17 protein-coding genes and 1 pseudogene are annotated in these 22225 nt (G+C 41.4%); all 18 read left to right on the top strand.

What is annotated here, in order from left to right:
* Window positions 1-22 precede the first annotated feature (22 nt).
* Window positions 23-1795, top strand: coding sequence for an NAD(P)/FAD-dependent oxidoreductase (locus RM347_RS30155; protein ID WP_416211902.1), 1773 nt, complete (start codon window positions 23-25; stop codon window positions 1793-1795).
* A gap of 266 nt (window positions 1796-2061) precedes the next feature.
* Window positions 2062-3933 (top strand): NAD(P)/FAD-dependent oxidoreductase, encoded by a 1872-nt coding sequence (locus tag RM347_RS30160; protein ID WP_322718840.1) that lies wholly within the window; start codon window positions 2062-2064, stop codon window positions 3931-3933.
* A gap of 121 nt (window positions 3934-4054) precedes the next feature.
* Window positions 4055-5410: an aldehyde dehydrogenase gene (locus RM347_RS30165; RefSeq protein ID WP_322718842.1), complete on the top strand. Its 1356-nt coding sequence runs from the start codon at window positions 4055-4057 to the stop codon at window positions 5408-5410.
* Window positions 5411-5475: 65 nt separating this feature from the next.
* Window positions 5476-6900 carry a carotenoid oxygenase family protein gene (locus RM347_RS30170; RefSeq protein WP_322718855.1) on the top strand — a complete coding sequence of 475 codons (1425 nt, stop codon included), beginning with the start codon at window positions 5476-5478 and terminating at the stop codon, window positions 6898-6900.
* Between the two features lie 12 nt (window positions 6901-6912).
* Window positions 6913-7857, top strand: a complete 945-nt coding sequence (locus tag RM347_RS30175) for a DUF1702 family protein (RefSeq protein ID WP_322718843.1) — start codon at window positions 6913-6915, stop codon at window positions 7855-7857.
* A 30-nt stretch (window positions 7858-7887) separates the two neighbouring features.
* Window positions 7888-8811 carry a DUF1702 family protein gene (locus RM347_RS30180; protein WP_322718844.1) on the top strand — a complete coding sequence of 308 codons (924 nt, stop codon included), beginning with the start codon at window positions 7888-7890 and terminating at the stop codon, window positions 8809-8811.
* A gap of 75 nt (window positions 8812-8886) precedes the next feature.
* The gene (locus RM347_RS30185) at window positions 8887-9822 is read left to right on the top strand and encodes a DUF1702 family protein (RefSeq protein ID WP_322718845.1); all 936 of its coding nucleotides are present in this window, start codon (window positions 8887-8889) and stop codon (window positions 9820-9822) included.
* A gap of 474 nt (window positions 9823-10296) precedes the next feature.
* Window positions 10297-12387, top strand: a complete 2091-nt coding sequence (locus RM347_RS30190; RefSeq protein WP_322718846.1) for a calcium-binding protein — start codon at window positions 10297-10299, stop codon at window positions 12385-12387.
* A gap of 259 nt (window positions 12388-12646) precedes the next feature.
* Complete coding sequence (locus RM347_RS30195; RefSeq protein WP_322718847.1) at window positions 12647-14194, top strand: GMC oxidoreductase; 1548 nt, start codon at window positions 12647-12649, stop codon at window positions 14192-14194.
* Window positions 14195-14451: 257 nt separating this feature from the next.
* Complete coding sequence (locus RM347_RS30200) at window positions 14452-15510, top strand: UbiA family prenyltransferase (RefSeq protein ID WP_322718848.1); 1059 nt, start codon at window positions 14452-14454, stop codon at window positions 15508-15510.
* A 33-nt stretch (window positions 15511-15543) separates the two neighbouring features.
* Window positions 15544-16128 (top strand): PEP-CTERM sorting domain-containing protein, encoded by a 585-nt coding sequence (locus RM347_RS30205; RefSeq protein WP_322718849.1) that lies wholly within the window; start codon window positions 15544-15546, stop codon window positions 16126-16128.
* Window positions 16129-16352: 224 nt separating this feature from the next.
* Window positions 16353-16712 (top strand): YciI family protein, encoded by a 360-nt coding sequence (locus RM347_RS30210; RefSeq protein ID WP_181929685.1) that lies wholly within the window; start codon window positions 16353-16355, stop codon window positions 16710-16712.
* Window positions 16712-17947 (top strand): RNA polymerase sigma factor, encoded by a 1236-nt coding sequence (locus RM347_RS30215; RefSeq protein ID WP_322718850.1) that lies wholly within the window; start codon window positions 16712-16714, stop codon window positions 17945-17947. Before RM347_RS30210 ends, RM347_RS30215 begins: the two co-directional genes overlap by 1 nt.
* 218 nt (window positions 17948-18165) lie before the next feature.
* Entirely contained in the window at window positions 18166-18972 is an 807-nt protein-coding gene (gene ntrB / locus RM347_RS30220) for a nitrate ABC transporter permease (protein ID WP_322718851.1), read from the top strand.
* A gap of 54 nt (window positions 18973-19026) precedes the next feature.
* Window positions 19027-19854: an ABC transporter ATP-binding protein gene (locus RM347_RS30225; protein ID WP_322718852.1), complete on the top strand. Its 828-nt coding sequence runs from the start codon at window positions 19027-19029 to the stop codon at window positions 19852-19854.
* Between the two features lie 271 nt (window positions 19855-20125).
* The gene (locus RM347_RS30230; protein ID WP_322718853.1) at window positions 20126-21433 is read left to right on the top strand and encodes a CmpA/NrtA family ABC transporter substrate-binding protein; all 1308 of its coding nucleotides are present in this window, start codon (window positions 20126-20128) and stop codon (window positions 21431-21433) included.
* A 265-nt stretch (window positions 21434-21698) separates the two neighbouring features.
* Window positions 21699-22016 carry a hypothetical protein gene (locus RM347_RS30235; protein WP_322718854.1) on the top strand — a complete coding sequence of 106 codons (318 nt, stop codon included), beginning with the start codon at window positions 21699-21701 and terminating at the stop codon, window positions 22014-22016.
* A gap of 58 nt (window positions 22017-22074) precedes the next feature.
* Window positions 22075-22225 (top strand): annotated as a pseudogene (locus RM347_RS30240) (IS701 family transposase); the annotation flags it as partial.

Consider the following 22225-nt stretch of genomic DNA (forward strand, 5'->3'; position numbering starts at 1 on the left):
TCAAGCTTACGATGTCGTTATTATGGGTGCTGGGATCGCTGGAGTATGTCAAGCTCGTCACTTGCTGCTGAATATTCCCAACATCAAAATCGCCTTAATTGACCCACGTCCTGAAGAACGGACTGAAAAAGATTTAAAAATTGGTGAGTCAACTGTCGAAGTTTCTACTCTCTTTTTCGGCAAAGAGTTAGGTCTTTATGATTACTTAATTGAGAATCATCCGCCGAAATTTGGACTAAACTATCATTGGCCTAAAGACCCAAAAAATACACAGACCATCGATGACTACTATCATGTCTGGTCTATTAAACAACCCCCGCTAGCTTCCGTTCTCATGAACCGCGCCAAGTTCGAGCGGGATGTCTTGAAAATGAATAAGGAGATGGGAGTTGACTTTTACAATGGTCGTGTAGTCAACGTTGATTTAGGCTCTGGTGATATCCCAAACAATGTTAAGGTGAAAATAGGTAATGATTACCTAGAACTTACAACCAAGCATCTTATTGATGCAGCAGGACGTAAATTTATCATTGGTCAGAAAACAGACAATCTACTCTTTGGCCCTGAGAAACTCGCTGGTCTTAACAATGGTTCTGCATGGGTACGGGTAAAAAATGTCGATCGCACCATTTTTCACAGTGGTTACGATCCTACAGGTGCTACATGTAGCCATTACTATGCCACTAATCACATGATGGGTCACGGCCATTGGATCTGGGTCATTCCTACAGATACTCAGACTATGGAATTGTCAGTAGGGGTATCTCATCATCATGAAGTTATCCCAGCGCAGAGCGTTAACACCAAAGAAAAGTTTTATGCTTTTTTAGAATCAAATCACAACATTCTTTACCAACTAGTCAAGAGTGGAGAAGATATTGACTTTCATTACTTACCAAGGGTGGCACACAAGAGTAAAACTCTGTTTTCTCCAGACAATTGGTATGTAATTGGTGATGCAGCTGCCATCTTCGATCCTTTCTATTCCTTAGGAATGGTAATGATGACATTTCAAATGGAAAGTGTCACAGAAATTATCCGAGCAAAATTAGCAGGTGAACCGGATGCAGAGAAGAAGCGGGCTGTGTATAATGCCTACAATCTTGGGTATGTAGAGTCTTGCAATCATCTTCTCCACGACCACGCCAAACAACTTGGTCATGCTAGCATCATGAGCTGGCGCGTCTATCTAGAAAACATGTGGTGGTTCGGGATGATTGTGCCTTTGTATGTTGGCAAATGGCATTTAGATTTGAAGTTTATCCGCAGATTTAGCCAACAAAGTCGTCAAGTTATCAGAACACTAATGTCTCATGTGTATGAACAGTTCAATGAACTCATAGAAAAAGATGCTAATATTGGCATGATGTATGTTCACCGAGGGCAGCAATTACCCTTAGGTTACTACATGACCCAAGAATTTGATAGCTATTTGCAAAACACAAAATACGAACCTCAAAGATGCAATGTTTTTGCATACATGAAAAACATTTACTTCTTTGTTGCTCTTTGGTATCTCAAATTCCTGTGGAAAGGTTTTGGACTAAAAGGTGTGTTGTCACCAGGGAATCTAAAACATGTTTTTGCTTTACTCAATGCATCTGCTCAATCTAGTTGGGATGATCTAATTTACCGACGCAAGACCAAAGGTATGGCAGCTAATAGTGAAGTTGCTAAGGTGACAGAAGAGTTCAAGAGTTATAGACATCAACCTGAATTGGAACCTTGGATCAAGAGTAAGAGTGCTGAATCTCAAAAATTGCAAGAGCAAGAGCTAGTAACATCTGACTTATAGCAATCCTATCTAGTAGTCCTTAATTTTCTCAGCACTAAAGTGCTTACTACAAACTGTTCATTACTAGCTTAGAGATTGTACTAGATTGTATTTAAAAGTAGACGTTTTGCGGCTACTTTTAAGAATTATCTAAAAGAGTCGCCTGCTTCTGCTCAAAAAGAAGCTCACAGAGGACACAAAGGAAAGAAGTAACTCAAAAGTCCTGAACTTTCCGACGAAATTTTTCAAATTCATCAAATTTTCTAGTTAGCAAAAAGGAAAATGCAATGAACAACACTCAGTGCCAAACCTATGATTATGATGTAGTCATTATGGGTGCTGGATTGGCGGGAGTATGTCAAGCTCGCCACCTACTACTTAATGTTCCTAATATCAAAATTGCTTTGGTCGATCCTCGTCCTGAAGAACGGACAGAAAAGGATTTGAAAGTGGGTGAGTCAGCGGTTGAAATCTCTACCCTGATGATCTGCAAGGAGTTGGGTCTTTATGACTACATGGTTGAGCATCATCCGCCAAAATTTGGTTTAAACTTTCATTGGCCTAAGCATCCAGAAAGTACAGAAAACATTAATGACTATCATCATCTCTGGGCTATTCGGCAACCACCATTGGCTTCTGTTCTGATTCACCGCCCCAAATTTGAGCGGGATGTGCTGAGGATGAATCAGCAAATGGGCGCTGTCTTTTATCAAGGTCGTGTTGTTGATGTTGACCTAACGTCTGGGGATGGCCTGAACGTGGTGAAAGTCAAACTCGATCGTGAGTATCTCGAACTTAAAGCTAAACATGTTATTGATGCGGCAGGACGCAAGTTTATCATCGGTCGAAAGACAGATAATGTGTTGTTTGGCCCTGAAAACGTCCGTGGTGTTAACAATGGTTCAGCGTGGATGCGCGTTAAAAATGTCGATCGCACTATCTTTCACAGTGGTTACGATCCTTTAGGTTCGACTTGTAGCCATTACTATGCTACTAATCACTGGATGGGACACGGACATTGGGTTTGGATGATTCCCACAGATACCCAAAATATGGAGTTGTCAATCGGATTAGTCCACCATCACGACTATATTCAGGCCCAGACTGTCAACACTAAAGAAAAGTTTTATGCTTTTCTAGAAGCAAACCATAACATTATGTATCGACTGCTCAAGAGCGGAGAGGAAATTGATTTCCATTACTGGCCCAAGCTAGCGCACAAGAGCAAGACCATACTCTCAAAAGATAACTGGTATGTAATTGGTGATGCAGCAGCTATCTTCGATCCCTTCTACTCGATGGGAATGACGATGATGTCCTTTGAAATAGACACCATTACAGAAGTGATTCGTGCCAAGTTAGCAGGTGAGCCAGATGCAGAGAAGAAGCGGGCAGTTTACAATGGCTTTAATTTAGGAATGATCGATCGCAACAATCTTCTTGTCAGCCATCATCCTAAGCATCTTGGTAACGCTAGCATCATGAGTCATCGCATGTTCATAGAAAACATGTGGTGGTTTGGGATGATGATTCCTTTGTATGTCGGTAAGTGGCATTTAGATTTGAAATTCCTGGCAAAAATTAAGCAACCAGGTCGTGTATATATTACCGAAATATTAACTGCTGTCTACAAACAGTTAACAGAGTTGGCAGAGAAGAACGCCAACATCGGGTTTATGTACACCCATCGAGCAGATGAATTGCCTTTTAATTACATAATGAGCCGGGATTTTGACGAATACATCCACCTCACCAAGTACGAACCCCAACGAGCTAATGTTTTTGTATCTATGCAATACACTCACTTTTTCGTTGCTATTTGGTACCTCAAGTTCCTGTGGAAGGGTTTTGGACTAAAAGGTTTGTTAGCACCACAAAATCTTAAGCACATTTTTGCTTTGCTAAAAGCATCTGCTCTCGCTGGTTGGGATAATTGGATTTTCAAATTGAAAACCAAAGGTGTGCCAGACAATAGTATCACTGCAAAAGCTAGAGAAGATTTCAAGAGTTACCAACACCAACCCGACTTGCAGCCCTGGATTAGTTTGGCTAATGAAAAGACGTTACCAAATGGGACTCATGAATTCCCAAGCTTAAAGGACAAAAATACACTAAAGGTTCCAAAATTAGTCACGTTGCCAGCAGAAATCAAGTCTTAATTTTAGCTGGAAAATAACAACAAATATGAAAATGGCAGTTGATTTTTAAAACTTGCGTATTTAGCTACTGCCATTCTTTCTTTCAATTACTGCATAACTACTGTTTAACACCTAAAAAGCCATGCTAACTCAAGTAGATTATAATGAAATTGAATATCAGCAACAGTTTTTTCAGACTGGTAAAACCAAAAATCTTGATTTTCGGATTCAACAACTGAAAATTCTTCAACAGGCAATTGAGAATAATAAAGATAATATTGTTCAAGCTTTAAAAGCTGATTTGCATAAATCAGGCTTTGAAGCTTATTTTGAAATAATTGGAGTTTTAGAAGAAATTAAATATGCTCTCAACAACATTAGAGCATGGACAAAACCACAGAAGGTTGCTACTCCCTTTTATCAGTTTCTTTCTTCTGCCCAAGTTCGTTCTGAACCTCTTGGTGTGATTCTGATTATTGGCCCTTGGAATTACCCATTTAATTTAATTTTTGCGCCATTGGTGGGTGCGATCGCTGCTGGTAATTGTGCAATTTTAAAACCATCAGAAATAGCTCCTTATACTTCTGAAGTCATAGAAAAAATAGTTCATGAAAATTTCGATCCATCTTTTATTGAAGTGATTGAAGGCGGTATTGAAACCAGCCAAGAACTATTGTCACAAAACTTTGATCATATCTTTTTTACTGGCGGCACTGAAGTTGGTAAACTTGTTATGGCAGCCGCCGCTAAAAATCTAACTCCAGTTACCCTTGAGCTAGGTGGAAAAAGCCCTTGTATTGTTGATGAAAATATTCACATTGAACATACAGCTAAAAGAATTGTTTGGGGCAAATTCTTTAATGCAGGTCAAACTTGTACTGCGCCTGATTATCTGTTAGTAAATCGCAAAATTAAACAAGATTTATTGAGTAATATTAAAAAACAAATACGAATTTTTTACGGCGACGAACCCTCAGCAAGTAAAAGCTATGCTAGAGTCATCAATCAAAAACATTTCCGCCGCCTTTCGCAATTATTAGAAAGTGGTAATATTTTAGTGGGAGGCGAAACAAATTTAGAGAATCTTTATATTGCTCCTACTATTATCGATCGAGTCTCTTGGCAAGACAAGATCATGCAAGAGGAAATTTTTGGGCCGATTCTTCCTGTTCTAGAATATACAGATTTATCAGAAGCGATCGCCCTTGTGAATCGACAACAAAAACCCCTTGCTTTATACTTCTTTTCTAGTAATCAAAAAAATCAAGAGCGGATTTTGCAAGAAACTGTCTCTGGTGGAGTCTGCATTAACGATACCGTTATGCATTTGACTGTTCCTTCTTTACCTTTTGGTGGAATTGGTACTAGTGGAATGGGTCGTTATCATGGTAAAGCTGGCTTTGATAACTTTTCTTATCAAAGAGGCATATTAAATAAATCTTTTCTGATTGATTTGAAATGGAGATATCCTCCCTATCCAGAGAAAAAGAAACACTAAATAATAATATTCTCAACCAACTGATTCTGAATTTCTAATCTACTAATCAAGTAGTTTTGACTATGATTGTCGCAAAAGAAATTAGTCCCTATCTTACAGGTAACTTTTCTCCAATACAAACAGAAATCACAGCCAATGACCTTCCAATAATTGGAGAATTACCAACTGATTTATCAGGAATATTTGTCCGCAATGGTCCTAATCCCCAGTTTCCTCCCAAAGGTGATTACAAGTGGATTGATGGAGATGGGATGTTGCATGGGGTGGAGATTAATAATGGCAAAGCCACTTACCGCAACCGCTATGTCCAGACACGGGGATTTAAACTGGAACAGAAAGTAGGTCGAGCCGTCTGGACAAGTCTGATGGAATCGCCACAACTTCACAACCCTCCTAATAATCTTTTCAGTCCGTTCAAGAACACTGCTAACACTGGCATAGTGTGGCATGCAGGTCAACTATTGGCACTTTGGGAAGGAGCCGAACCATACGAAATTAGGATACCTGACTTGACAACAATCGGGCCATTCACTTATGGAAATCAACTGAATTCTCCCTTCACCGCTCACCCCAAAGTTGATTTTGTAACTGGGGAAATGATGTTTTTTGGATATTCTCTACTAGAGCCACCTTATTTAAGGTATAGCGTGGTTTCATCTGAGGGAGAGTTATTAAGAACAGTTCCGATTGATTTGCCTACAGGGGTGATGATGCATGACTTTGCCATCACTGCAAATTACACAATATTCATGGATTTGCCCCTGACATTTAGCTTAGAAAGGCTACAACGCAGAGAACCAGCTTATATGTTTGAACCAAATCGGCCCAGCCGTTTTGGTATTATTTCCCGTCATAGCAATGGCAGAAATATCCGCTGGTTTGAAGTTTCTACCTGTTACGTTTTACATATTCTCAACGCCTATGAAACAGAAGAGGAAGTCGTCATTATTGCTTGTCGCACAGATGATGCTCAACTGCTGAACATACCGACAAAAACAAACTTACGTCACAATCAAATTAATAAACCACAGTTATATGGGTGGCGATTCAATCTCCGCACAGGTGCAGTCCAAGAAGGAAAAATTGATGATTTAGCTTCAGAATTTCCTAGTTTAAATCAGCAATTTGTCGGAAGACGGAATCGATACGGTTATACAGCCAGAATGGTGCCGGAACTGCTACCTGTATTTACTTTAGATGCACTCATTAAGTATGACTTTGCCAATGGTTATTCTCAAGTGCATGAGTGGGGGACTGGTCGTTATGGAGGAGAGGCAATATTTGTCCCCCGTTCTAACGCGACTCAAGAGGATGATGGTTGGTTGTTAACTTTCGTCTACGACACAGCTACAAAAACCTCAGAGCTAGTAGTGGTGAATGCCCAAGACATCACAGATAAACCTGTAGCTCGCATTCTTCTACCCCAGCGAGTTCCTTACGGTTTCCACGGAACTTGGATTCCAGAAAAGTCAATGCATCCAGCTTTTTAAATCAGGAGAAAGATGATGATCCAAGACGCTTGGCAATCAAGTTTGAATAAAGCGACACTGCCGACAGATTTGATAACTACTTGGGCTGAACGCGATGTGCAAGAAAGTGATGCTGGTATACAGAAACGATTAGAACAGGTTGGTCGTTCGTTAATGAAAGGATACCATACAGCTGTTACTGATGAATTAGAAGCGATCGCCCCCAAGTTAAATGAAATCGATGAGGAGTTGCGGGGATTTGCTTACGAAGGTGTCGGTATGGGACTAGCACAGCGTGATTTTCTGACACCCAGTAGCCAAAATCGTATAGCCACATTTGTTGCAGGTGATGGTGCAGCTTATGCAAACATGGTTTATGTGGGTTTGGGTTTGATGTTAGCTAGAGTTGGGCGACCTATCGAACCGCATTTGCAAAGACTTGATAACGCTAAGGGTTGGTTATTAGTCGATGGCTACGGCTACTATCAAGGTATGTTCTACTGGCGAGACTCACTCAATCATCAGGTAATCTCGCAACCAATTTCTGGTTATACCCGCAGTGTCTTTGACCAAGGTTTAGGTCGCAGTATTTGGTTTGTCGATGGTGGCGATGTCAATCGCATCGCACGCACCATTGATGCCTTTTCACTTGATAGGCGAGAAGACTTGTGGGGTGGTGTAGGTTATGCCTGTGCTTACGCTGGTGGTGCAAAACGTACAACCATAGAAGCCTTAGGAAATACAGCAGGTGCTTATCGCTTGCATTTAGCGCAGGGTACTGCTTACGCTGCTAAGTCCCGTCAATGTCTTGGTAACCAGTCAGTCTACACAGAATTGGCTTGTCAAGTGTTGTGGGGAGTGAGTGCTGATGCAGTGGCTGACAGTCTAGCCACTCATGGCGAAACTCCAGAATCTCCAGTATGGCAGCATTACCGGGCGCGGATACCACATCCAGTTAGAACAACCTTAGCAGCTTAGTACCTATTGCTTCACAAGGTAATTTAGATAATGCAAATTAAAGCAAATGAGGCCAACGCCTTAATGGCTGATACTTGGGCCAAACGAGGAATTCAAAACAGCGATGCTGGAGTGCAAGAACGGTTAAGCAAGATTGGTAGTAGAGTTTTACAAGGATATCATGTAGCGATCGCTAGTGAAGATTTAGGAGCGATCGCTCCTAAAATGAATGAAATCGATGAAGAGTTGCGAGGATTTGCTTACGAAGGCGTAGGCATGGGTTTAGCGCAACGCGACTTACTCGCACCCAGCAGCGAAAATCGCATGGCAACTTTTGTTGCAGGTGATGGTGCAGCTTATCATAACTGGGTTTATGTGGGTTTGGGTTTGATGTTGGCTCGTGCTGGACTCCCTATCAAACCGCATTTAGAAAAACTCAACTTTGCTAGAAGTTGGTTAGCAGTCGATGGCTATGGCTACTATCAAGGTATGTTCCATTGGCAAGACTCACTTGATAATCAAGTCATCTCGGAACAAATTTCTGGTTATGCTCGCAGTGTTTTTGACCAAGGTTTGGGTCGCAGTATTTGGTTTATCGGTGGTGGCGATGTCAATCACATCGCACGCACCATTGATAGCTTTGCACCAGATAGACGGCAAGACTTGTGGGGTGGTGTAGGTTACGCCTGTGCTTACGCTGGCGGTGCCGAACGTGCAACCATAGAAGCCCTAAAAAATATAGCAGGTGTTTACCGATTTCAATTAGCCCAAGGAACAGCTTACGCTGGCAAGTCCCGCCAATCTCTTAGCAATCACTCGATTTATACAGAATTAGCTTGTCAGGTGTTGTGGGGAATGGGTGCTAATGCTGTAGCTAATAGTTTAGCGACTGATAACGAACCACTAGAATCTCAGACCTGGCAACATTACCGAGCGCGTGTTTTTCATCCAGTTAGAACGACCCTAGCAGTTTAGTACAAAATTATACACATTGGTAAAGTTTTTAGAAATGCTCTCCCAAGAAACTATTGCTCAACAAGGACAATCAAGATGATACAACAAGCTTGGCAAATCAGCGCCGAACAAGCTAGGGCACAGATGAAAGCTAATTTGGCGGGACGTAAGGTAATGGTGAGAGATCCGAAAGTGCCACAGCGATTTGGACATACTGCTGAAGGTATGTGGCAAGGATACCATGCAGCGATCGCTGATGAAGAACCAGAGGCGATCGTCGCCAAGCTAAATGCAATTGACTCTGAGTTGCTAGGATTTGCCTTAGAAGGTGTAGGTATAGGTCTTACTGAACTAGATGCACTCAAACCCCAGAAGCAGAATCGAGTCCAGGCTTTTCTCGAAGGAACCACAGCAGCTTATCAGACTATGGTTTATCTGGGAGTAGGTTTGGGACTAGTTCGGTGTAAACTGCCTATTGAGCCATATTTAAATCAACAGCACCCCATAGAATGTTGGCCAGTAGTTGATGGTTATGGTTTCAATCATGGTATTTATTACTGGCGAGACTACATAGACGGTCAAGCTATTCCTGTGCAACTTTCTGGTTATCTGGGCCGCGTCTTTGACCAAGGTCTAGGTCGCAGCATCTGGTTAGTAGATTGTGCTGATGTTAACCGAATTGCGACGACTATAGACGCTTTTCCCGCCACAAGACAGACAGACCTTTGGGGAGGTATTGGTTACGTTTGTGCTTCGGTTGGTGGTGCAGAACGCTCAACTATAGAAGCTTTAGGAAAAGTAGCTGGCGATCGTGTGTTTGAGTTGGCTAAAGGAGCTACTTGCGCCGCCAAATTCCGTAAATTGCTTGGTAACCAAGCTGGCTATACGGGATTAGTGAGTGAAATATTGTGCAGCATGGCAGCTGAAGCAGGAATTGAGATTAAAGACACTCCTCTAAAAAGCTTACCAAACAATAGTGCAGAACCAGACCAACAAATCTGGCAACACTACCGAGAATATCTGCTTGTATAAACAAAAGTCACAAGCATTAAATTTAAAATTTTTTTTAAAGGGCAATACAAATATCTTGTATATTTGCCCCAAAATTGCTCTTGAAAGTGCCTCTAAATTCACACTATTACTCTGACATTTTTGGCGAATTTACCTAATCTTAAGCTCTCCTTAATTTCGCAAAAAATAAACCCAAAATGTACCTAATGTTAAATTTTTCTTAATTTACAAAAAACTTAAAGCATTGTATGATTCTAAACAAGCCAGCAAACCACTCCCGAAATTGTTTAAAAACCGCAGATATTAATTATTAGGTGGTTTGAAAAGAGCATTAAAGGCTCTACAAAGATTTAGGTGACATACATATATAACATTCCCAATGAATGTATCAAATTGAATAATTTCAAACCTGAAACTCTTTGGTAGAAGAAACTCGCTCCAACAGCATGGGACTATGCTGGTCATTGATATTCCACAAACAAAGAAGTAAAAAATATGGCGAAACCTAAAACAGTAATCTCACAACTACTAGTAGATGAAACTTCTATATCTACAAACCCTTACACTGGCAAAGTAACATCTAATGGCACAATTTTCATCGCCACTCCAAATCCAATTTATGCACCAACTGGTGAGGCTTTTATCGGCACTCCAGGTAATGACAAAATTAACACAGAAGCGTTAACTAGCAATAATGTTTTATTCGGTCTTGGTGGCAATGACCGTCTATTAAGTGGTATTGGGAATGATGTTTTAGTCGCTGGTGCTGGAAATGACTTTGTAAATGCAGGTGATGGATCTGACCTAATTTTTGGTGACTTTAACTCCAATGGAGACCTCGACTTTGGTCAGGAAGGAAATGACACCCTAAATGGCGGTGGTGGGGATGATGTTTTCTTGGGTGGCGCTGGCAATGATATCTTGAATGGTGGAACTGGAGATGACAACATCGCTGGTCAAGATGGTAATGATGTCATCAATGGCGATGCTGGTGACGACCTATTGACTGGTGGTTTAGGGAACGACACGATTCGTGGTGGTGTTGGAGACGACCGAGGTCTTGCGGGACCAGGCAATGACCTATTCTATGGTGGTGACGGTAATGACCGACTCGGCGGTGATACTGGCGATGACACACTCTATGGTGCTGCTGGAAACGACTTGCTGATTGGCAATGTTGGCAACGACTTAGTATCAGGTGGTAATGGTAACGATTGGATAGTAGGCTCTAACCCCTATCCCCCAGAATTAGGATTAGGATTACTCGAAATTGATACTTTAACAGGTGGTAGTGGTAGCGATATCTTCTTCCTTGGAGAATTCACCACAGGGAAAAATACCAAAGTCTTCTACGACAAACTAGGTAATCAAGATTATGCTTTAATTACTGATTTTAATGTTAAAGAGGACTTCATTCAGCTACCAGAAAGTCTCCAAACCATAATAGGACTAGGGCCAACAGCTGCTGGTTTGCCAAAAGGAACAGCTATCTACGCTAACAGAAATGGTGTTAATGACCTGATTGCCATAGTTGCTGGTGTGACACCCCAACAGTTGGGATCTAGTGGTCGCTTTGTCTTTGGCAATCCAACTCCCAACTCTACACCAGGGACAGGAATTTTCACAGGCTCTGATGCTTCCGAAGGTTTCATCGGTACTCCGGGCAATGACACAATTTTTACCTTGGGCGGCAATAACACTACATTTGCCCTTGATGGGGATGACCGCCTCTTTGGTGGTGCCGGCAATGACGATTTTATCTCTGGGGCTGGAAACGACTTCGTTGATGCAGGTGCTGGTAACGACCTAATTTTTGGCGACTTTGACCTCAATGGCGACCTCGACTTTGGTGTAGAGGGAAATGATACTCTCTTGGGTGGTGCTGGCAATGATGTTTTCTTTGCTGGCGGTGGTAATGATGCCATTAATGGTGGAACTGGTAATGATGACATTGCTGCTCAAGATGGTAATGACACCATTAATGGTGGAACTGGTAATGATAACATCCTTGGTGGTTCAGGCGAAGATGTCATCTATGGTGATGCTGGCAACGATAAAGTCTTTGCTGGTTCAGGCAACGATATCCTCTATGGAGGTGATGGAGCCGACCGACTCGGTGGTGATACTGGCGACGACAAAATCTTTGGTGAGTCTGGGAATGATGTTCTCATTGGTAATCTTGGCAGTGACTCTCTCTCTGGTGGCGACGGTGACGACCGATTATTTGGTTCTAACCCTTTCCCTCCAGAACTGGGACTAGGCAAACCTGAGATTGATATCTTGACTGGCGGTAGCGGTAGCGATATCTTTTTCTTTGGTGAATTCACTGTAGGCCAAGATAGTGCAGTCTATTACGACAAACTGGGTAATCAGGACTACGCTCTGATTACTGACTTCAATCTCAATGAGGATTTTATCCAACTACCTGAAGACATCCAAATTACTATCGGACTGGGCCCAGTTCCTGCTGATTTGACAGGTTTACCACAAGGAGCCGGAATTTATTCTAACAATGACCTAATTGCTGTAGTTGCTGGTGTTGGGCCTCAACAGTTAGCAGCTAGTGGTCACTTCTTGTTTGTCTAGGTACTGCAGATTGAGATTATAGATTGTGTTCTTAATATAAGGAGGGGTGGTAAAACAGTAAACCACCCTTGCTTATCACTTGTTTTAATGACCAATCGCAAATATTTGTGAAATCAAAGATTGTGAGCGGCTGATGAAACCCTTGTTAGTTCTGAGCAGACATGGGTTGAGGACACATTTGGCTCTCTCTCCTTGTGCTTTCTTTGGTTAACTTGTGTGTATTTATTTGGACAAAAGCCGCTCGTGTAGGAGATTAATTATGTCCCAGCTCATAAAACGTCGTCATTTTCTTCAGGCAAGTCTTGCAGCTACCACCAGCATAGGTATATCTGCGATTCGTGGTTCTGCCTTTAATAGTGAAGAATATGTTGAGGCGATTGTTATTGGGAGCGGTTTTGGTGGAGCAGTCGCATCATTACGCCTAGGTCAGGCAAAAATTGAAACAATTGTACTAGAGCGTGGGCGAAGATGGCCAATCACTGATGCAGGCGATACTTTCGCTACATTTGAGAAACCAGATGGCCGTACTACTTGGCTTAGTCCAACTACACTGTTTTTTGATCAGAGTCCCATTGACATCTATACTGGTGTCCTTGATGTCAAGGTAGGCAATGGTATTACTGCTTATCGAGGAGCAGGCGTTGGAGGTAGTTCCCTTGTCTACAGTGCTGTTACCTATCAGCCAGATCGAAAAATATTCTATAAAGCCTTTCCACGCAGCATCAACTACGAAGAGTTAGATAAGGTTTATTACCCACGGGTGCGTTCTATTCTCAAGTCGGCTCCTATACCAGACGATATTTTACAAACCGATTATTATTTAGCAAGCCGCATTTTCATGGAGCAGGGAGCTAAAGCTGGTCTCAAAGTCCGCAAGCACAGCATGGCAGTTAATTGGGATATCGTTCGTCAGGAAATTACAGGTCAGAAAGTTCCTTCTGCTATTAATGGTGTATTAATTTATGGGGCGAACAGTGGTGCAAAAAATAGCTTAGACAAAAATTACTTGAAGATGGCAGAAGCCACTGGTCACGTCGAAATTCGACCTTTGCATGTGGTAACTAGGATAGAGGAATTAAATAACGGACGTTTCCGAATTGTTTGTAATCAAATCAATGAGCAAGGGACTGTAGTTGGACAAAAATCTTTGATTTGTCGCTATCTATTTTTAGCAGCTGGTTCGATTGGAACTACTGAACTGTTACTACGTGCCAAGGTTAATGGCACATTACGCCGCTTGAATAAGTATGTAGGGCAATTTTGGGGAACTAACGGTGATGCACTCAGTGTTGTCATCAACAAATATCCAACTAATCCTTCACAAGGCGGCCCAGCAACATCAGTAATTGAACACTTTGATAATCCTATTGCTCCGGTGATTATCGAGCAAACTCCTCTTCCTAATTTACAGAATGGTGTCATTGCTTCTCTTGGTCAGGCAATTGCTAAACCGGAAGGCTATTTCACCTACAATGCTTCTACTCAGTCAGCTGATTTGTTTTGGCCCACCAACTCAGCTAACAACCAAAAAAATTCTCAGGCGTTGCAATATACATATCAATTGCTCGACAAAGCCAATGATACAACTGTTGCAGGACCACCCGATTTGAATGGCACAACTCACCCCCTTGGTGGTGCAGTTATGGAGAAAGTCTGCAATACCTACGGTCAGGTATATGGTTATCCTAATTTATTTGTTGTTGATGGTTCTTTGATTCCAGGTTCAGCAGGCGCTAATCCTTCGTTAACTATTGCAGCTTTAGCAGAACGATGCATGGATAAATTCTTGTTGCATAGGATTAGGTAGTACTGAGATTTATTCCAAGAGTAGACTTCTTGCAAAAATCATTTTTTTGCGATCTTATTTGCGCGAAGTAAGAAGATTGCAAGAGACTTCATGAGATACGCTCACAAGGAACGATGACAATAATCTAGGAAAATTTTTGCGTTTTTTCAGCCTCTATTTTCAAGACAGGTCTACTGATTCTTAGAAAATTATCAGTTGCCATCATTTGATGGAAAGATGCAAAAAAAAGTCTCAATACTTCTCTGGCTAGGAAAAATATGTCTGAGAAAACTCTGACCAACGCTGTTGAAGCTATATCTCAACATAAGGCTCTCACACAGCAGATCAACGTCGTTCAGGTAGATTTAGAAGAATTACCAGATATTGCTGAAGAAAAGTTATCATTCGATATTTTTTCGAGTGCGATCGCTATTAGCAACCTAATTCTTCGATCGCGGAAATTATTCTTCACAAATACTGCTCAAGAATTAAAAATAAATTGGCTATTCATTCGACGCGATATTACAATGTCAATTGTGCCTGGATTGTTATTTACTATAACTGCTTTAGTAAATTATCCTCCCACCTCTTTGGCTCATGTGATATCGATATTAGCTGGTAGTTTAATCTATTTTTGGTTATGTATTACGTCATTTTGTATATCCAACCAAATCACCGATATCGAAGAAGACAAAATCAACAAGCCAGACCGTCCATTAGTCCAAGGCATCATTTCCTATGGCGGCGCTCAGATTCGTGGGTATATATTTATGATGCTATTTACAGCAGTAGCTTGGTGGTTAGGAGTAATTGAATGGGCAATTTTATGGCAGTTCAGTTTTATTGCTCATAACAACCTGGGTGGTGCAAAACATTGGATGACCAAAAATGTTTTCAGCGGATTTGGAATCATGTCTGAGATGGGAGCAGCTTGGCAAATAGTAGCACCAATTTCTCCTGTTGTTTGGTTATGGCTGGTGATATTATGTAGTGCCTGTATAATTCTGATATCTGTTCAAGATTTTCGTGATATTCCAGGCGATAAAGCAATTGGTAGGAATACATTTCCACTAGTATTTGGAGAGGATTTAAGTCGAATTTTAGTAAGTATTTGCTTTTTAGCGTACCCACTTTTAATCCATTTATGTTTGATGATGCCAGCAGGCAATACTTTGGTAGTTATGCTGTGGGATATTGCACTTTTCTTGTTGAGCTGTATTATTGCTGTACGATTATTAGTTTTGCGTTCTTATGCCGCAGACCATAAAACCTACCTACTCTTTACTGCTTGGTACTGCCTATTATTGACTAGTTCGATTTTCATTCTACGTGTGTAAATAGTTCAATTTATCCGTTTGGAGAATTATCCGATGGAATTAAAGCTCGGCATTGCTACTGCTGGTTTTACCCTATCTGTTGCTGTTATTGGTGTTAAACCTGCACAAGCTTTCGATTTTACTTATACAAGCACAACAATAGGTCAACCTACATGGACTCGTCCCTTTGTCGCCAATGAAGTAAACATTCCTACTCTACCTTCAGGTATAGGTACAGTTGCTAGTTATAGTACATTCGAGTTCAAAGTTGACACTAAAGGTTTGTATAATTTTCTGAGTATTGCTACAAACCCAACAGAATGGGACAACTACTTGTTTTTGTACACAGACAACTTTAACCCAAACAACCCACTGCTAAATGCTGTCATTGGTAATGACGACTTTCCCAAAAAAGGCCGTTCTGGTTTCAATAATGTATCTTTGACTACAGATAAAAACTACTTCTTAGTGACAACAGGGTATTTTGATGCAAGTCAAGGAGTATTCGAGAATACAATCTCTGGATCTGGCAAAGTAGTCAAAACTGTTCCTGAACCACCTATTATTTTAGGTTCAGCGATCGCTATGGTTATGGGTTGGATAATAAAGCGCTTTTCAAAAGCCTTCCAATCGGCATAATTATAAATTTTGCTCAATGCACGACAAATTAAGAGTTTTTGGTAGTATTCTGGATGTGCTTTGGAAAATGCGTGCCTTGACCAGTAAGCACAGGACGATAGCCAATAATTGGTGTTCCCGAAAAAAATTTTGCGATTTCTGTCGAAATGTCCATAAATTAAACGTCATATAGTTGAGCGCGGAAAATACCAAACTCGAAATCAACTCACAACGAAGGAACTAACATGCAGTACGCAATCCTAGTCTACGAAAGCGAAACCAATTTCAATAATCGTACAGATGAACAGCAGAAAGATGCTTATTGGGGCGCTTTCAGCTCCTATGCAAAGGCTCTAGCTGAAGCTGGTGCGATCGCAGGCGGTGCTGCGCTTTATCAGCCTCATGCTGGTACAACAGTGCGATTGCGCGATGGTCAACGGCATGTTCAAGACGGTCCCTACGCCGACACTAAAGAGCAACTTGGCGGTTTCTTCCTCATAGATGTACCAGATTTGGATGCAGCTCTGGATTGGGCGGCTCGTTGTCCGGGAGCCGCTGACGGTGCAATTGAAGTTAGACCTTTCTTGCCAATGACTCAAGGCTAATGACTACTGTGAATGCACGTCAAGCCGCAGAACTCGCAGCACGTAACTCATACGGGCAATTAGTTGCATACCTGGCAGTTCGCACACATGATGTGGCTGCTGCGGAAGATGTGCTTGGCGATGCATTCCTGGCTGCGTTGAAAGCTTGGCCAGAAAAAGGTGTCCCTGATAATCCAGAAGCATGGCTGCTGCTTACTGCACGGCGTCGCCTGATCGATGATGCCCGACACGCTAAGGTGAAAGCCTCAGCAGCCTATGCACTCAAGCTGATGGCTGATGATGTGCAACAGGAGACATCTTTAGAAGTTTTGTTCCCAGACGATCGCGTAAAGCTCCTATTTATCTGTGCTCACCCAGCGATTGATGCAGGTATCCGTACCCCCTTAATGCTGCAAACAGTGCTTGGGCTGAATGCTGCTCAGATTGCCTCAGCTTTTCTGATTGCCCCAGTAACAATGAGCCAACGGCTCGTCCGTGCCAAAGCTAAGATTCGAGATGCTGGTATTGCCTTCGAGTTGCCAGAAGCCAAGGATCTGGCGATGCGGTTGGATGCTGTGCTAGAGGCAATCTATGCTGCCTATAGTAATGGCTGGGAGAACGTGACTGGGGTTGATCCACGGCGTAAGGGTTTAACAGAAGAAGCCATCTGGTTGGCACGTCTGTGCGTACAACTTTTACCAGAAGAACCTGAAGCACGGGGGCTATTAGCGCTAATGTTACATTGTGAAGCGCGTCGTGATGCCCGTAGAACGAAAAACGGTGCTTATATTCCGCTTTTAGAGCAAGACGTTACACTTTGGTCGCAGCCAATGTTAAACGAGGCGGAGCGCGAACTTGCCGAAGCAGCAAAATTTAAGAAGCTCGGAAAGTTTCAGTTGGAAGCTGCTATTCAATCGACACACGCTCAACGTAGAGTGACTGAGCGCACAGATTGGCAGACTTTAGCACTTTTATATGAAGGGTTGATTCAGTTTTCGCCAACACTGGGTGCTTTAGTTGGACATGCCGCAGCGATCGCAGAAGCCAAAGGGTTGGAACAAGGTCTGGCGCTCCTCGAAGCACTCCCTGCCGAGTCTGTCAAAAGTTATCAGCCATATTGGGCGCTCAAAGCTCACTTGCTTAAGCATTTGGGTCAGAATTCACAAGCTAAACAGGCTTACACCCGCGCCATCGGTCTAGTAGAAGACCCAGCTATCCGCGAGTTTCTTGTTCGTCAATCTAGCGTTATCAGCTAATACGAATTTAAGTCGCGATCGCTCTCCCAAAAAGATTTGTATCATCAAACTGTAAAAAGCAGGATAAGTCAGGAGTAAAACAGATTCTATAGCTAAATTTGAGAGTTAAATTGTATACTTCATAAAATTTTAACTTGCTGTATTTATTCTTGTATTTTTTATCTAAATAGGTACGATCTCAATGCAATTAGTATTGTTATACATAAGGCTTTAACTCAATGTTGATAAAGATTAAAAATGATATATACCATAGTTTTTACAAGCAATATAAAGAAATTATTCCCTCTGTTTTTGGCATCATAATTCTGTTAATTGTATGGTATTTAATCAGCTTAAATCCTGAAACATCACTGCCTTCTCCTTTTAAGGTTATAATTGATACCTGGGACTTAATTATCGATCCCTTTTTTAACAAGGGAGGTAATAATAAAGGATTGTTTTGGTTGGTTATTGACAGCCTTGGACGAGTGGTTTTTGGCTACTCCCTAGCTGCAATAGTAGGTATTTTTGTTGGTTTTATTATTAGCTTGAACAAATTTACTAGACTTGCATTCGACCCAATTATCCAACTGTTGCGCCCGGTTGCGCCTCTGGCTTGGCTACCTCTTGCTCAGGCTATTTTCCTCAAACCCAATCCCTCAGCCATCTTTGTAATCTTTATCACGGCAATTTGGCCAATCATCCTTAATACTGCTTTGGGTGTGCAATTGATTCCTAGAGATTACACCAACGTTTCCAAGATTTTAGGACTCACAATTTTTGAGAACTTTTTTAAAATCTTACTGCCTGCTACACTTCCCTACATTTTCACAGGATTAAGGATTGCACTAGGTCTATCTTGGTTAGCTGTTGTTGCATCTGAGATGTTGCTTTCTTACGATGGAATTGGCTTTTTTATCGTCAATGCATACAACAACTCAGATATTAGTGAAATCATCTTGGCAATTATTTACTTGGGTGGAGTTGGTCTAATTCTAGACAAAATAATGGCTTATCTATCCTTAAAATTAACTCCACAAGAATAGCCTGCTTGCAGAAAAAACTTATAAGTTATAAGACATAAGAGGAATATAATAAATATGTCTAGTTTTGTTGAAATTAAAGGGATAAAAAAAGAATTTGAACTATCGGATGGTAGTAAAAATATTGTTCTCCAAGATATTAACCTAAAAATCATGCCGGGAGATTTTGTTTCCCTCATCGGTCATTCCGGTTGTGGTAAGTCTACCTTACTTAATATTGTGGCTGGCTTGGAGAAACCAACACAAGGCTATGTGCAAGTTGACGGTCAATTAGTACGCAGACCTGGTTCCGATCGGATGATGGTGTTTCAGAACTATTCCCTCTTACCTTGGTTAACTGCTTGGGACAATGTTGCCTTAGCTGTTGATAAGGTAATGCGTCATAAATCCAAGAAAGAACGCTATCAGCTAATTGCTGATTCCCTGGAAATGGTGGGGCTGAAAGATGCCATTCGCAAAAAACCAACACAACTTTCTGGCGGAATGAAGCAACGAGTGGCGCTAGCACGAGCCTTAGCGATTAAGCCCAAGCTGCTACTTTTGGATGAACCATTTGGAGCTTTGGATGCTCTGACTCGTAGTTCTCTGCAAACTGAGTTATTGCATATTTGTAATACAAACGATATCACTGCCATGATGGTTACTCATGATGTAGATGAAGCACTATTGCTCTCTAATCGCGTGGTAATGTTGAAAAATGGCCCTGGTGCAACCATCGATCAAGTTTTGGAAGTACCTTTTGTATATCCTCGATTCCCGACGGAGATTATGGATAGTACTAAATATCATGCACTCCGGCATGAGATGATGCAATTTCTGCACAGACAGCAGCAGGTTAAATATATAGAAAGCCAAGTTTTAAGCGTTTTGCCTAAATCAGTTTAGACTCTATCACACAAACTTGGCTAGTACAATATCTAAGCTAGTAATGAAAAGTTTGTAGTAAGCGCTTTAGTGCTTAGAAAATCAAGGATTTTAGTCCTTAATTTTCTCCTATCGAAATTCGTAATTACCACCATAACGGCTTTTTAAATTGCATAGTTAAATTTGCTAGAAAAACATAGGGATACTGTTATACAGAGATGCAATTTAAATAACGATTAGCTTATTACTATCAAAGTATATATATCTGTTTACTTGCAAGAGATGAATCGATATGGCAAAGCTTTCCAGACGCAAATTTTTAGCAACCACAGGTGCAGCAACACTACTGACTCAAACCATAACCCATCGTGGCACTTCTGGCTCCCCTCTTACCCAGTTGAGTTCAGGTGTATATGCTGGTTATAGCGATACTCCTGAGGTGACAACCGCTAAACTGGGCTTCGTCGCTGTTACCAGCTGCTCTCCTTTAATTATCGCTAAAGCTAAAGGCTTTTTTGCTAAGTATGGTATGCCTGATGTCCAGGTAAATAAGCAGGCTTCTTGGGCTGTTACGCGTGACAAACTGATGTTAAGTTCAGCCGATGGTGGCTTGGATGGTGCCCATTTACTCTTTCCCATGACATACCTGATTGCTACAGGAGAGATTACATACGGTCGTAAAATACCTATATATATCCTGGCTCGTTTGAATTTGAATGGACAAGGGATTTCACTTGCTAATGCCCATAAAAATTTAAATCTTGGTTTGGACAGTTTTGCCCTCAAATCAGCTTTGGCTCAGAAGGCGTTGAGTGGAGAAATCTCCCGCTTTGCTATTCCCTATCGACGGGTAACAGGAGATTTTTTCATGCGCTGGTGGCTTGCTTACGGCGGTATTGATCCGGAACGAGATGCATCCCTGATGGTGGTACCACCGCCTCAAATGGTAGCTAACATGCGCGGTGGGACGATGGATGGTTTTTGTGTGGTCGATCCTTGGCATCATCGTTTGATTAAACAGAAGCTTGGATACTCAGCTGTAACTAGTGGAGAGTTGTGGAACAATCACCCTGAAAAAGCACTCGCCATGCATGGTAACTGGGTAGATAAGCATCCTAAGGCAGCTAAAGCACTGCTAGCTGCTGTTTTGGAAGCTCAGATGTGGTGCGATCGCCCTGAAAATAAGGAGGAAATGGTAAGGATTCTCTCACAACGCCAATGGATGGGAGTCAAAAGTGATTTACTTCGCGATCGCTTACTGGGCAAGTTTGATTATGGAAACGGTCGCGTCGTAGAAAATAGTCCTCATGCGATTAAGTTTTGGCGCAATAATGCTTCCTACCCTTACAAAAGCCATGATTTGTGGTTTTTAATTGAAGATATGCGATGGGGGCATCGTTCCCCAGAATTTCAGACTAAACCTTTAATTGAGGCTGTAAATCGCGAAGATTTGTGGCGAGAAGCAGCTAAACTTATTGGTCAAGAAAAAGCGATTCCGCCAAATACATCACGGGGCATAGAGAAATTTTTTAATGGTCTGGAGTTTGACCCTGAGAATCCTCAGGCTTATTTAAATGCTCCTACGATTAGAAAAGTTTAATGAGTTATTTACAACACAACATTATGTCAATTAAATGCAACTGCATGATTGTGAATATCTTCCATTGCTGCTAATTAATACTTCAAGGAAGTTACAAGATGAGGCATAAGAACATTGTAAGACAATATTTCTTTAGCTTATTTGATCGCCAGTGGATGCTAACTGCCTTGAAAGTAGCCCTAATAATAGGATCTCTCCTGTTCACGATATTTCCGACTCAGATTGGGAAAAAACTCGATCCAGCGTCAAACAACTGGTGAAGAAAATGAGCAATTCGATCCAGGTACAGGTTCAAAAGTGGTGTGATGAAAACGATTGGACAGATTTATTTGTTCAACAAGAACAGTTTTATGCTTTTCCTCCCAGTGCAGTAATACCTTTGCCAGTACCAACAGAGGTGATTGAAAAAGCAACAATAAATGTACGCAAAAGAAATTTATTATTTTTAGTTATTTTCTTCAGTCAAATTGTTATTGTTTTAAATACCTTTTTTTATTTTCCGCTATGGTTATCTATGGTTGTAGTAATCTTTTTGGGTATCTTTATGCTAATTGACGAATTATGGAGTGGGTTGCAAGGTTAGTGCATCTCAAAACCTATTGAAAAACCTGACTTTTCCCGTTAAGTCTTGAACCGGGCCAATGGATGTAGAGTTACAAATCCTGAAACATTTGGCAAGAGATGCTCACCCAACAGTTGCCATCATAGATGAATATTGTGCCGAGTATAAAGACCTATTTAAGGAAGTAAGAAATTATGAGTGTTTCAAATATTTACATTTAGGAATCATAT

The sequence above is a fragment of the Nostoc sp. ChiQUE02 genome (genome assembly GCF_034531305.2).
Lineage (GTDB): Bacteria > Cyanobacteriota > Cyanobacteriia > Cyanobacteriales > Nostocaceae > Nostoc.

What these genes read in the sequence shown, in the direction of transcription:
- RM347_RS30205 (WP_322718849.1), top strand. Translation starts at nt 15,544, where the DNA reads ATGGAATTAAAGCTCGGCATTGCTACTGCTGGTTTTACCCTATCTGTT.
- RM347_RS30180 (WP_322718844.1), top strand. Translation starts at nt 7,888, where the DNA reads ATGCAAATTAAAGCAAATGAGGCCAACGCCTTAATGGCTGATACTTGG.
- ntrB (WP_322718851.1), top strand. Translation starts at nt 18,166, where the DNA reads ATGTTGATAAAGATTAAAAATGATATATACCATAGTTTTTACAAGCAA.
- RM347_RS30160 (WP_322718840.1), top strand. Translation starts at nt 2,062, where the DNA reads ATGAACAACACTCAGTGCCAAACCTATGATTATGATGTAGTCATTATG.
- RM347_RS30175 (WP_322718843.1), top strand. Translation starts at nt 6,913, where the DNA reads ATGATGATCCAAGACGCTTGGCAATCAAGTTTGAATAAAGCGACACTG.
- RM347_RS30190 (WP_322718846.1), top strand. Translation starts at nt 10,297, where the DNA reads ATGGCGAAACCTAAAACAGTAATCTCACAACTACTAGTAGATGAAACT.
- RM347_RS30210 (WP_181929685.1), top strand. Translation starts at nt 16,353, where the DNA reads ATGCAGTACGCAATCCTAGTCTACGAAAGCGAAACCAATTTCAATAAT.
- RM347_RS30155 (WP_416211902.1), top strand. Translation starts at nt 23, where the DNA reads ATGGGTGCTGGGATCGCTGGAGTATGTCAAGCTCGTCACTTGCTGCTG.
- RM347_RS30225 (WP_322718852.1), top strand. Translation starts at nt 19,027, where the DNA reads ATGTCTAGTTTTGTTGAAATTAAAGGGATAAAAAAAGAATTTGAACTA.
- RM347_RS30230 (WP_322718853.1), top strand. Translation starts at nt 20,126, where the DNA reads ATGGCAAAGCTTTCCAGACGCAAATTTTTAGCAACCACAGGTGCAGCA.
- RM347_RS30165 (WP_322718842.1), top strand. Translation starts at nt 4,055, where the DNA reads ATGCTAACTCAAGTAGATTATAATGAAATTGAATATCAGCAACAGTTT.
- RM347_RS30195 (WP_322718847.1), top strand. Translation starts at nt 12,647, where the DNA reads ATGTCCCAGCTCATAAAACGTCGTCATTTTCTTCAGGCAAGTCTTGCA.
- RM347_RS30185 (WP_322718845.1), top strand. Translation starts at nt 8,887, where the DNA reads ATGATACAACAAGCTTGGCAAATCAGCGCCGAACAAGCTAGGGCACAG.
- RM347_RS30235 (WP_322718854.1), top strand. Translation starts at nt 21,699, where the DNA reads ATGAGCAATTCGATCCAGGTACAGGTTCAAAAGTGGTGTGATGAAAAC.
- RM347_RS30200 (WP_322718848.1), top strand. Translation starts at nt 14,452, where the DNA reads ATGTCTGAGAAAACTCTGACCAACGCTGTTGAAGCTATATCTCAACAT.
- RM347_RS30215 (WP_322718850.1), top strand. Translation starts at nt 16,712, where the DNA reads ATGACTACTGTGAATGCACGTCAAGCCGCAGAACTCGCAGCACGTAAC.